The following is a 13,005-nucleotide window of genomic DNA, read 5'->3' on the forward strand; positions in this document are numbered from 1 at the left end:
ATGGAGCATATGTCTAAGTTGGTCAATTGGTATAGCAGTCTAGGTCTTGCTACCAAGCAGTTCATCTATTTATTCATCGTGACGCTTCTGCTCGTGATGGTGCTTGCCTATCGCAATCTGAGCGAGGCAGAAAGTCTATTGAAAAATCAAGTCATACGCGATGCCGAGCTGCTTGTAGGCCGGACAAATCAATATATTGATGCCAGTCTCGACAATGTCGAGAACATGCTCCTGCTGCTCTCTACCCGTTACGATCTGTTCGAGGAAGGAAATGAGGCGATTGCGGACGATACGCTGCGCAAATTCGCCGATAATAACAATTCGATAGCCAAGACGCTGTATTTGGTTCGAACCGATGGGAAGGTCTACGCGAACTCGCAAGTCAATTATGATATCATCGGCAATCCAAAGCTGCCGGAGCTGTATGAGCTGGCGCTTCAGAATTATGGGGCAATCAATGTAAGCGAGCCCTATTCCTCCCCGATGTCTGGTCACACGCTGGCCTATGTTTTGCCGGTTACCGATTTGCACAGACAAGTGAAGGGTGTTGTCGTTGCAGAGGTGAATCTGGATTTGCTTACGGAGCGAATCGCTCCGATGATTTACCAATCGTATGCTTTAGTAACGAAAGACGGGAATATTATTAACCGGCTTGATTCTCGCGATAAAATGCTTCCTTTTCAGGCTGCGGTGTATCCGCCTGTACTGGAGGATAGCTTTCGGGAGCAGCTTGTTTCCCTTAAAGTCGGCGTTAGCCAGATCGAAGGAAATGGTTTGAAACCGCTTGTTGCCGTGAAGTCGACGAAAAACCGGCTGGGCTGGTCCTTAGCGGCATTTATTGAGGAAGACTATTTCTACCAAGACCTGCAGCAGTTAAATTATAATTACCGAACGGCCAGCATCGTGTGGATGATCATTCTGTTGATAAGCGCCTACCTGATGAGCCGATCCTTCACGAAGCCTATTCGCCGGTTCGTGGAAAAGATGGACCGGTTAAACGATGTGCAGATTGTCGCGAAGCTGCCGGTCACAAGAAAGGATGAGATCGGCCGGCTGACACAAAGCTATAATGACATGCTGGAGCGAATTCAAACGTTGCTGCAAAAAACGAAGTCGGCGGAGGAGCAAAAAAAGGAATATGAGCTAAAAATGCTGCGGAGCCAGATTGCGCCTCATTTTCTATATAACACGCTAGCCTGTATAAGCAGCCTTGCCAAGCAGCAGAGGATTGACGAGGTGCGCGATACCATTCGATCCTTGGTTAAGCTGTTAGCCTTCAGCTTCGATAAACAATCGGAATACGTCTCAATCGAAGAGGAACTGGAAGGGCTGCGAATGTATATGCACATTCAACAGGTGCGTTACGGCAAACAATACAAGTACCGTTTGGATATCGACCCCAGTCTGCTGCAAAACCGGATTCTTAAGCTAACCCTGCAGCCGCTTGTAGAAAATGCCTTGTTTCATGGCATTTCACCGCGTAGCGGAGGTCTTATTACCATTAAAGGGAGGTTGGAGCGGGGCATGATTAGGCTTTATGTTCGTGATAACGGCGTAGGCATTTCAAAAGCCGAAGCTCGCAAAGCGCTGCATGACCATTTCGGGCAGGAGCGCTCGAAATACCGTTTTACCGGAATTGGCTTACGCAATGTGCATGATCGAATCCGTATTCATTATGGCATGCCCTATGGCTTGCGAATAGGAAGTGCCAGCGGCGTCGGAACCGTTATCCGGGTGGACATCCCCGTTCTTACCGAAAACGATGAGCGTTTAGGTGTTTTGAGCTAAGCGTTCTATCAGAGTTCGAGGCTGTCCTGCGGGATGGCCTCTTGGTTTGTTTGGCACATTTAGAGCCGCAATTACATACGTTCCTTTTCTCTTAAATCCATACACTTTTTACGTTTTTGTGTATATCGGCAATCGGAGGTACAACTTATACTTAAGACATACTTTGAAAGCGCAATCATAAAAGGAGGGCTTACATGGAAGCCGATCAAAGCTACATACCAGCCTCTCGAATGCAGCCTACTCCGCAAACGAAGCTGCAGTCGGTTTTAAGAACGATCTGGCGTTTCCGGGCATTTTACATCATGCTGCTCCCGGGTGTGATCTATTTTATTATTTTCCGATATTTTCCGATGTACGGGGTCATTATTGCCTTTAAAAACTTTGCCATCATGGACGGCATAACCGGGAGCGCCTGGGTAGACCCGTGGTATAAGCATTTTAGAGATTTTTATCAATCCCCCTATTTCAGCCAGCTCTTGACGAATACGTTGTTAATTAGCTGTTACAAGCTAATCTTTGGCACATTCCCCCCGATCATACTTGCGCTGCTGCTGAATGAATGCCGCGTTCGTTGGTTGAAAAATATTGTCCAAACACTGACTTATTTGCCGCATTTCTTATCGTGGGTTATTATTTTCGGCATCCTGCTGACCTTGTTCTCCCAGAACGGGGGACTGGTGAATCGATGGATTGTGGAGGCGGGCGGCCAGTCCATCCCATTCTTGACCTCAACGGACTATTTCCGCAGCATTCTGGTCGGTTCCGAGGTGTGGCAAAATCTTGGCTGGGGAGCGATCATCTACTTGGCAGCAATGGCAGGAATCGATCCTACTCTCTATGAGGCGGCAAAAGTAGATGGCGCGAGCCGGCTGCGGATGATTTGGCATATATCGCTTCCAGGAATTCAAAGCATCATTGTCCTCCTCTTCATTCTGAAGCTGGGCCATCTGCTGGATGCCGGGTTTGACCAAATCTATATCCTGTACAATATTCAGGTGTATCCGGTTGCCGACATTTTGGATACTTGGGTATACCGAACAGGCTTGCAGCAATTGAACTTCAGCTTAGCTTCAGCAGTCGGATTATTCAAGTCACTCATTGGGCTGATATTAGTGCTAGGAGCTAACCGGCTGGCGAAAAAGTGGGGTGAGGGAATATGGTAAAAAGCTTGGACGATAAAATATTTAATGGCGTCGTATATGTTATTCTAGGGCTGTGCGGTCTTGCCGCCATTCTACCGATGCTTTATGTCGTATCGGTATCCATCACTCCATTCGGGGAAGTATTGCGAAACGGCGGATTTATTTTGTTCCCGAGCGAGATCACGTTCTCTGCTTACCGCACGCTGTTAACAGAGTCAAATATACCGAAAGCGTTTCAAATAACGGTCCTCATTACGGTTATAGGGACGGCAGTCAATCTCATATTGACGGGCTTGATGGCTTATCCGCTCAGCCGTAAAAACCTGCCAGCAAGAAGGTTCTTTCTCCTGATGATTGTGTTTACTTTATTGTTCAGCGGAGGACTTATTCCGACCTACCTGGTCGTCAAATCGATGGGGCTGCTTGACACGATCTGGGCGATGATTTTGCCAAACGCCGTATGGAGCTTTAACGTGCTCATTATGAAGAGCTTCTTCGAGGGACTTCCTGAGGAATTGTTCGAATCTGCTAGGATGGACGGCGCCAAGGAATTTCGGATTTTGCTCCAGATCGTCACGCCGCTCTCGATTCCGGTCTTGCTTACTGTCGGATTGTTTTATTTAGTTGGTCATTGGAATGAGTTTTTCCAAGCGATCTTCTATGTGACAGACCGGACGCTGTTCCCGCTGCAGGTCATCGTCAGAGAAATTTTGATGCAAAGCCAGCAGCCGCTTGAAAATGCGGAGAACATCATGCCTACCCAGACGATGCAGATGGCTTCCGTTATGATTGCGAGTCTGCCCGTTATCGTGATCTATCCCTTCCTCCAGAAGCACTTTACGAAGGGAATGCTTCTCGGATCGATTAAAGGTTGACCTAGTCGCCGTATGGATAACTGGCCAGCTATACGGACCTATTCAATAGATAGATTTCAGAAAGGGGATATGAAGATGAGAAAAGTATTTTCATTCTTGCTGACCATTTCATTGTTAGGTGCTTTGCTTGCGGGTTGTTCGGGAGGCAGCGGCGAAACCAAAGACGGAAATACAAAAGAAGGCGATACGCCTAGTAAAGCCTCTACCGCTAAGCCAAGCAACGGGGAAAGCGACAAACCGATTAAGCTGGAAATTATCGAGAGCGGCAATAACCTGCCTACGCCGGACAAGGATATCATTAAGAAGGAGCTGGATAAGGCGCTGAACATCGACCTGAATCTGACGGTCTATCCTTCGAATGATGATTACGTAAACCAATTGAATGTTCGCATGTCCTCCGGTAATTTCCCTGACCTGTTCATGGTGAGCCGGCAGCAGCTCATTCAATTTTCCAAACAAGGACTATTGCTAGATATAACCCCATACATGGATAAATTACAGCAGACGGTCGACTACATCGGTGAAGATAGCGTCAAGAAAGGCATGGTAGACGGGAAAGTTTACGGTATCTCCAAATCCCCGCAAATCCCTTATAACACGTTGTGGATTCGCAAGGATTGGCTGGATAAGCTGAAGCTGCAGGTTCCGACAACGATTGAACAATTGAAGGACGTAGCGGAGGCCTTCACCACTCAGGATCCCGATGGCAACGGCAAACCGGACACGTTTGGTTTGACTGGAGGTAAGCTGTTCGCATTTTCACCGGTATTCGGAGCGTTCGGTGTCGGTATGCCAGGAAATTTCTATGAGAAAGACGGGGCAGTTGTTAATGCTCTGTACGACCCGGCAATGAAAGACGCACTGACGCTCATTCAGCAAATGATCGCTTCGGGCTCGGTTGATCCCGAATTGCTAGCCAACAGCGGGCTTCAGCATCAGGAGAAGGCCATTAAGGGGCAAGCTGGCATGGTCTATATCGATTGGCCGAATATGACGAAGGAGCAATTCGTCGAGCAAATCAAGACCGTTAATCCGAATGCGGAGTGGCTGCAAATGGCCGCGCCAAGCGGACCAGGGGGACAATTTGACGGCTCGTGGGATATTGGCGCAGCACCGGGGCGATTTGCTATTCCGAAGGCACTGGAGAAGGACCCGGAGAAGCTGCAGCGCGTCTTCGATCTGCTGAACTATATCTCGAACCCGGAAGGCGGCTCGATGCTCGTTCAATTCGGGGTGAAGGACACTCATTTCACCATTGATAATGGAAAGCCAAAGATGACGGATAAGGCAGGCGACGTCGGTTATTCATGGTTATACCAATTCACAGGAAGGCCTGAAATGGAATATTTGCAAGCAAAGTTCACCTTGCAGTCTGATGCAATCAAATTTGCTAACGATCAGCCTCGCATTAAAGCGCTCAACGGATTTGCCGATAATCCCGAAGGCTTTAATTCGGCTGACGCCGATCGGTATATCGAGGAAGAGATCGCGAAATTTATTTATAACAAACGCCCAATAAGCGAATACGATGCGTTTATTAAGACGCTTGAGACATCCATGAATTATAAAGCGTTCCTGGATAGCGCATACGAGCAGTTGAAGGCGCTAGGGTACGGAGGCTAACGCATTGAAGGCTGCAAATGGAGTGTGAAAGAAAAGCGGCTAATTACATGTATGCAAGCAGGAGGAGAGGCCTTATGGAAACGACTTCGCTGAATATTCTTGAATTGAAGAACCAATTTGACGAGCAAGGGTACTTGATTATACCGGATGTTTTATCACAGGATAAGGTAACCCGTTTGAATGCAGCGATCGATGAAGTTCTCGCAGAGGAGCAAGAATCGCTTGCTCACAATATTTATAATAGCGTTTCTCGGCATGCTGAGATCGCTTCGTTGATCGACCATGCCACCATCCTACCGTTAATCGTTAATTTGCTTGGCCATAATATTCAGCTGCATATCTCCCATCTGACGGTGAGGAAGCCTAATCCAAACGATGTGAAAACAGCTACGCACAGCTTCATCGATTGGCATCAAGACGGCCCTCATCCGCAGTTTCCGGTCATAGCAGGCTTAACGGCTACCTATTATATTAAGGTCTGTTATATTTTAAGCGATATGTCGCAGCCAAATAGAGGCAATACAAAGGTGATTCCGGGCAGCCATAAGCAGCCATACAATCCGAACCATAAGGATGTAAGCCAGCAATTGGATGGGGAGATACAGGTATGCGGAAAGCCGGGGGACGTGTTTATTTTTGCGCAAAATCTGTGGCATGCCGGCTCAACAAATCATTCCGAGTTCACAAGAAGACAGCTGTTTCTAGGCTACAGCCCGATCTGGATGCGTCCAATCGATTACCATCAGGCAGACGAGGTTCTCTTGAAGGACGCTGATCCGATCCGCAGTCAACTGTTGGGACAAATTAGCGACAATAAATTTAAGTATTATGTCCCTGAAGATTCGATGGTGCCGCTCAAATCAATGCTCATCGGCCATTCTTAATGTTTGAATCGGGCTCAAATTAAAGCTGAGTAATCGTTTCGCTTATGTGGTGACATTCCCGCAGCGCAATAAGGATCAGTTAAAAACGAGTAATTGTCGTTTTTAACTGATCCTTTATTTATATATAAGAATTTATAAGTTTTGACTTATAAATGTGCTTATATATCTCCGCGAAACGAGCTTTTGCCGCTAAAGGACGGCTGCAGCCGTTTACGCTTGTCCAAGCAGATGTAATTAGATCGCTTTCACCAGCAGCCCCGCATAAAATTCCGCACCATGACGCTTTAAGTGGACACCGTCCCAGTTGGATTAATCCAACTGGTTTTTTTGATTAGTAGTCCGCTGCCTTCACCGAGACAATGAATCTATGGTGAGGCATTAACGGTACGATCAATAATGAATTTTTCTGAATTGGCTAGGACTTAATTGTTCATGCTTCTTGAAGACGGAACAGAAATAGTTGACATCTTCAAATCCCGTTAGCGATGCAATTTCTTTCACTTGCATGTGAGGATGCTGCAATAGTAGCTCCTTGCTTTTCTTGATTCGAACGGAATTAATATACTGGAAAATTCGAATGCCTGTCGTTTTCTTGAACACTGTGCATAAGTGCTGGGGCGTATAATCCGTGATTGCGGCCATGTCTTCTAAAGTCAGAGGCTGGGCAATGTTCTGTTCAATGTAATGGAATAGCGGTTTCAGCCTAATATTCAGATTCGAAGCACTATTGTTTGGCTGCGTGGAAGTATATTGCAAAATATACGTAAGCACTGCATAAATGATGTTTGAGCACTGTACGCCCATTAAGGGGGCATCCCGCTGCTCGATATCCAGTATTGATTGAATTTTGGCCGAGAACACTTCGGGCCTTGATATGAATAAAACTCCAGATGACGAGATCCCGGCTGTACGCTTCAAGAACGCTTCCACCTGATGACCGTCAAAGACGACCCAATCCACGATCCACGAGGGGCTTACGGCGTAATATTCATGGGCAATACCCTTGAGCAGAAGCATGGCCATCCCTTCTTTTACTCGAAACGTCTTTCCTTCCACCCGCAGCTCGCCTTCGCCTTCTACGACTTGAATCCACTGGTATAGATAGCCGTTCGGACGGACGACATGCTCTTGATTCCAATTTCGCCCTGCCTGCACAAGATAATAAGGTAACTCCCTATCCGATTCCGTAATGATGGGAATGTATCTTTTCATAATTTAATCACCTTAATATATTCCTATTCTTCTTAATATCATTAGATTGTTAGCCATTTTATAGAGTCTTAAAATAAAAATATAACAAAGGTATAGAATGTGCAAGCGAATCTCAACTAAATGAAACGAAAGGATGTTAATCGTATGTGTCGTGTAGAAACAAAAATCATGGATGGTTGGGAATTTACCTTAAGAGAACCTGAGGATCATCACTTCGAACCCGTTCATTTGCCACATGATTGGGCAATTACGGCTCCAATTAATCGAAACATGAGACAAGCGAAGGATCAGGGATTCAGAGACAGATGGGGAATTGGCTGGTATCGAAGGCATTTAGTCATCAAAGAGATAAAGGAAAGCTTTGTCTACCATCTGCAATTCGATGGCGTTTATGAGAACAGCACGGTATGGGTGAACGGCACAGAGGCCGGTGGACAAAAATACGGCTATTCCAGATTTACACTTGATATTACGAAATACATTAAGGAAGGGGATAACCTCATCCTGGTCAAGGTTGATAATACATCCTTCCCGGCCGACAGATGGTATTCGGGTGCGGGGATTTATCGCACCGTCAAGTTGCTTGAATTAAGAGAGAACCATCTCCAGCCGGAAAATATATTTGTGAAAACAACTGTTAGTGGGGATAAGGGTATATTAACGATCCAGACGGGCGCTACTTCCTTGGTTAAGGCCTGTGTCACGTATGACAACATATCGGTGACCGGCGAGTCTGACAACGGAACGATCCATATCGAAATCCCGCAAGTCAAGCTGTGGAGCCCGGATCAGCCGAATCTATATCATGTGGAATTAACGCTTATGGAAGGTAATCAGATCGCGGACATTTATCAACTGCGAATTGGTGTTAGAACAATTGAAATGGTTGCTGGCAAAGGAATGTTAATTAATGGCCTAGTAACAAAGATAAAGGGGTTCTGCGTTCATCAGGATGCAGGCTGCGTCGGCGTGGCCGCCACTCCTGAAATTTGGAAAGATAGACTAATCGAATTCAAAGCAATGGGCTGTAATGCTATTCGCACCGCTCACCATATGCCAGCAGCAGAACTTCTCGATCTGTGCGACGAGCTGGGACTGCTTGTCTATGAGGAGCCGTTCGACAAATGGACGGGCGGCTCGTACCGAAGATATTTCGAGACGGAGTGGCAGCGAGACCTGGAATGTATGGTCCGGAGGGATCGGAACCACCCGTGTATTTTTATATGGGGGGTCGGGAATGAGGTTGAAAATCAAGGGCAGTTTTCCATGCTGAAGATTCTTCAAATGCTGAAGGACCACCTGCTTACGCTCGACGATACGAGACCGGTCACTTATGCCATGAACCCGCACTTTAAATACGAGAACAATGTTGATCTATCGAAGGTGGAAGATATTCAACAGTTTGTTGATACGGAAAGTGATACGGAAATCTACGACCAGGCTGATAGGGTCGAACGCATTCGGAGAATTGGCGAGATTGTAGACGTTATCAGCTGTAATTATCAGGAGCAATGGTACCCTGCCATACATGAGGCTATTCCCGACAAATTAATTTTAGGAACGGAGACATACCAATATTTCAGAGGCGATCCTGATCAAATGCAAAATTTTAGCGAAGATGTGCCTTGGATCGATGTTGAGAAACACGATTATGTGATCGGCGGCATGCTATGGACAGGCATCGATTATTTGGGAGAATCCATGGGGTATCCTGCAAAAGGCTGGGCGGGTTCCTTGTTCTATACCAACAACGAGCGTAAGCCGCTTTCCTATTTGTATGAAAGTTATTGGTCGGAGAAGCCGATGGTCTATATGTCCGTGATAGACTATTCCTTGCAGGACGAAGGAGTGAAGGAACACTGGGACGTGCCAAGATACGCAAGCCATTGGAACTTCCCGCAGTTCAATAAGACGGTTATTCCGTATATGATCGCCACAAATTGCGAAGAAGTAACGCTGGAACTGAACGGCAAGCAGTTCTATGTGAAGCAACCATCTTCCTATCCGAACAGAATAGTCACCGGCTATCTGCCTTATCTGCCCGGAACCATAACGGTGAGAGGGTTCATAGACAAGCAGGAAGTCTGTCAGTATACATTGAGAACGGCAGAGCCTGCTTCGAGACTGAGTTTTGATCTAGAAGAAATCAGATTGGAAGCCGTGGAAGGTTATCAGAAGTTATTCACTGTCCGGGCATTTGACAAGGAAGGAACCCCTGTATTCCGTGAAAGCGCAAAGGTAACTTTTCAGGTTACCGGACCAGCGGAGATCATAGCTATCGATAATGGAGATCTTTGTTCCAGCGAGCCCTACGATCGGAATTGGATGCATATGTACCGAGGATGTGTAAGTACAGTCATAAGATTCACGGGAGAACGAGGGCGCGTTGTGTTGTCAGGTTTTGCTGAAGGAATGTATCCTGCGGAGCTTGTCATTACTATCGATTAATGTAGCACGTAATAAGGGGATGTGTAAGCGTCACACAGCCCTCATCTTGAAAAAACAAGGTGGGGGCTGTTTGACGTTTAAGCTTAAAGGGAATCGCTGTGTAGTAACTTGTAATATTTCTTCCTTCCAACAAGGAACCAAATAAGCTATTGTTACTTTAAAAAAAGCTATGGAGGTTCGTATGTTAAAAGTATTGGTGGCAGAGGACGAGCCATGGATTAGAGCGGCTATTGTTGAAATGGTGGAGAGTATAGGCCATGACATTAAAGTAGTGGGGGACGTCACAAACGGCGTAGAGGCATGGCACATGATTCAGCAAATGTGGCCTACTGTATTAATTACAGACATTATGATGCCGGAAATGGATGGACTGGAACTGGTTCGAAACATTTCGGAGAACAAAATTCCCATGGCCGTTATTATCATCAGTGGATATGAAAATTTTCAATATGCGCAAAAAGCAATTAGTTACGGTGTCAACAGGTATCTTCTTAAGCCTGTCAATCGGGAAGATCTGCGGGATGCTTTGTTGGAAGCAATGGGGAAATTGACTGAAATTGAGAAAATGAACCATTATTTAATTCGAATCCAAACTTACTTCGATACCATCAATGATGTCGATCCCTCAGGGGGCATAAAAAGTATATACAAGCTTGTTGATGATATAAAAACTATCAAACACTTGAATTACGGGGCTTATTTAAGCTTGCTTCGAATTATCGAATCCAAGATCGGCTCTTTGCTTGCCAGCATCGAAGTCGAACATAAAACGATGTCCCAATTCAATGGAATTCCGGATCAAGAGATCCGGGCGCATTTAGGCAAATTGGCTGAATCTTGGTTTCTTAATCCGGAACGTAATAAAAAGGAATTCAAACAAATCATTAAATCCGCTTGTGATTTTATTCATACCCATTATCAGGATGACCTCACACTGACGCAAATGGCGGAGTATACGGATTTAAGCATCTCTCATTTCGGTTCCCTCTTTAAGAGGTATACTGGGGAATCGCTTATTAGTTATATCAACCAAGTACGGGTGGAGAAAGCGAAGGAGTTGCTTCGAAACTCTAACGATAAATTATATTCGATTTCCGAAAAAGTGGGGTTCTCGAGCCAGTCATATTTCATACGAGTTTTCAAAAATTATACTGGGATGTCTCCCAATGAATATCGGAAGAGTCTGGGGATATGAACATGAAAAGGTTACTCTATCGCTTGTCCTTAAGGCAAAAAATCATCTTGAGTTTTATCAGTATCGCAATGATTGCAGTGCTATGCATGAACTACATCTCTCACTTCTACTATAGTCGCACGACCCAGCAGGATTTTTACAACATCGCAGAAACGACGACCGAAAGCCTCAACCATCAATTGGAAATCTATTTTCAGCAGATCGCCAAATCCACTTACGCCATGAATGCAGGGGTATTGAGCTATTCAAGCGTACTGATGCAGCAAGGGGATTCAAGCTTGATTCAGGATTGGCTCCGAGACGGTTTATCAATAGGTCCGGAGAAGCAAGCAATGATCCGAGAAATTCTTAACAAGTACATTGCGTTTAATTATCCTGAAATTGATAATATGTATCTCATGTCAAAGGATCACAGAGTACTACAATCGTCAGGCACCACCACCGATACCGAATTGGCAAGACAACCATGGTATCAGTTACCATTGAGCACAAGTTTGGAAATAATGCCTACCATGTATAGGGAAGGGAGTAGTATGCCTCTTATATCAGCTTCTATCCCGATTTTTGATGTGAATGATACGAAGATTTCCGGACGTCTTGTGTTGCAGATGAGATTGACAGAAATCAAGAACATGATCGGTAACATGCGGATCGGCAAAACCGGTTACATTTTTATGGTATCTTCGGATGGGGAAATTGTGTATCACCCTAATTCCAGTTTGCTATCCTCTCCTATCGATGATACGGAGCTATCTTGGCTTAAACTTGGGGAATCGAACTCCCTGCAGGAGTGGGAAGGGGAAAAATATCTTGTTTCTTACAGTATTTCGAACCTAACTGGATGGAAGACGATAGCGCTTGTGCCGCTGGAGGAGATGGCGACAGGACTGGAAATAGCTCAAATTTCCGCAGTCGTTGTAATGGCGCTACTCATTATGCTTATTATGATTGCTGTACCCTTCGCGGCAAATCGTATTACACATCCTATGATGCAACTGAAAAAAGCAATGGAAAAGCTGCAAACTGGTGATTTGTCCGTCCGGGCTCCCATTACTCCAGGGCGCGACGAAATACAACTGCTTAGTGTGAGTTTCAATCGAATGGCGGAAAGGCTGAGCGAACTCGTCAATACGGTGTACAATATGGAGCTCAAAGAAGTTCAGATGCAGTTGCTCCAAAAAGAAGCAACGATTCAGGCGCTGCAAAATCAAATCAACCCTCATCTCTTGTACAATACCTTGGATATCATCAAGAGCATCGCTTTTTTGGAAGGGGTTCCTAAAATAGAAAAAATGGCTGAAAATTTAGCGTACTTGTACAGGTTTACCTCCAAACTGGATCAGAAGGAGATCAGTCTTAAAGAGGAACTGGAGCAACTTAAAAAGTACCTGGAGATTATCCACATACGGTTTACAAAGCATTTCGAAAGCAAAGTGTACGTGGACGAAAAATATTTGGACGCACGCATAATTAAGCTATCCTTACAGCCTATCGTTGAAAATGCCGTGAAATATGCAGTTGAACCCCGTAACGGAAAGGCCGCTGTTCTGGTCAGTGCGTACCCTGATGGTAATGACCTGATGATCGAGATTGCGGACAACGGTTTAGGTATGGATGTAGCCATTTTACGCAACCTCCAAGAACGTCTGGCTTCCATCACGAATCAGGCGGAACAGAGAATGAAATCATACGATTCGCTGGGACTCACCAATGTTCACCATCGATTGGTGCTTTTTTACGGAAAAGGATATGGAGTCGACATTCACTCCTTTCCAAAGCAAGGGACAGTCGTTTCGGTGAGAATTCCGTTTATCAAATCGTATAACATTTCGTGAGAT

Annotated in this window: 9 protein-coding genes; 8 read left to right on the top strand and 1 reads right to left on the bottom strand. The window is 45.5% G+C overall.

Features of this window, described 5'->3' with window-relative positions; all coding sequences use genetic code 11:
- Nucleotides 1-9: 9 nt before the first annotated feature.
- The 5 genes from RCO25_RS25895 (at nucleotide 10) to RCO25_RS25915 (ending at nucleotide 6,312) form a co-directional block, all read left to right on the top strand.
- The gene (locus RCO25_RS25895; RefSeq protein ID WP_308998971.1) at nucleotides 10-1,788 is read left to right on the top strand and encodes a cache domain-containing sensor histidine kinase; all 1,779 of its coding nucleotides are present in this window, start codon (nucleotides 10-12) and stop codon (nucleotides 1,786-1,788) included.
- A gap of 230 nt (nucleotides 1,789-2,018) precedes the next feature.
- Complete coding sequence (locus tag RCO25_RS25900; protein ID WP_374992165.1) at nucleotides 2,019-2,951, top strand: ABC transporter permease; 933 nt, start codon at nucleotides 2,019-2,021, stop codon at nucleotides 2,949-2,951.
- A complete protein-coding gene (locus RCO25_RS25905) occupies nucleotides 2,945-3,805 on the top strand; it encodes a carbohydrate ABC transporter permease (RefSeq protein ID WP_169084203.1) in 861 nt (286 codons plus the stop codon). Before RCO25_RS25900 ends, RCO25_RS25905 begins: the two co-directional genes overlap by 7 nt.
- Before the next feature lie 69 nt (nucleotides 3,806-3,874).
- Nucleotides 3,875-5,428: an extracellular solute-binding protein gene (locus RCO25_RS25910; RefSeq protein WP_308998973.1), complete on the top strand. Its 1,554-nt coding sequence runs from the start codon at nucleotides 3,875-3,877 to the stop codon at nucleotides 5,426-5,428.
- Between the two features lie 74 nt (nucleotides 5,429-5,502).
- Entirely contained in the window at nucleotides 5,503-6,312 is an 810-nt protein-coding gene (locus tag RCO25_RS25915) for a phytanoyl-CoA dioxygenase family protein (RefSeq protein ID WP_308998974.1), read from the top strand.
- 390 nt (nucleotides 6,313-6,702) lie between these two features.
- Here the strand turns inward: RCO25_RS25915 and RCO25_RS25920 are convergent, their stop codons facing one another.
- Nucleotides 6,703-7,524: an AraC family transcriptional regulator gene (locus RCO25_RS25920; protein WP_308998975.1), complete on the bottom strand. Its 822-nt coding sequence runs from the start codon at nucleotides 7,522-7,524 to the stop codon at nucleotides 6,703-6,705.
- A 144-nt stretch (nucleotides 7,525-7,668) separates the two neighbouring features.
- Here RCO25_RS25920 and RCO25_RS25925 point away from each other — a divergent pair, with 144 nt between their 5' ends.
- From RCO25_RS25925 to RCO25_RS25935, 3 genes are all read left to right on the top strand, one after another.
- Nucleotides 7,669-9,972, top strand: coding sequence for a glycoside hydrolase family 2 TIM barrel-domain containing protein (locus tag RCO25_RS25925; protein WP_308998976.1), 2,304 nt, complete (start codon nucleotides 7,669-7,671; stop codon nucleotides 9,970-9,972).
- Nucleotides 9,973-10,153: 181 nt separating this feature from the next.
- Nucleotides 10,154-11,167 carry a response regulator transcription factor gene (locus RCO25_RS25930; RefSeq protein WP_308998977.1) on the top strand — a complete coding sequence of 338 codons (1,014 nt, stop codon included), beginning with the start codon at nucleotides 10,154-10,156 and terminating at the stop codon, nucleotides 11,165-11,167.
- A 2-nt stretch (nucleotides 11,168-11,169) separates the two neighbouring features.
- Complete coding sequence (locus RCO25_RS25935) at nucleotides 11,170-13,002, top strand: cache domain-containing sensor histidine kinase (protein WP_308998978.1); 1,833 nt, start codon at nucleotides 11,170-11,172, stop codon at nucleotides 13,000-13,002.
- Nucleotides 13,003-13,005: the final 3 nt, after the last annotated feature.

Origin of the sequence: Paenibacillus sp. LHD-38 (assembly GCF_031157315.1) — a bacterium.
In the GTDB taxonomy this organism is placed as follows: Bacteria; Bacillota; Bacilli; order Paenibacillales; family Paenibacillaceae; genus Pristimantibacillus.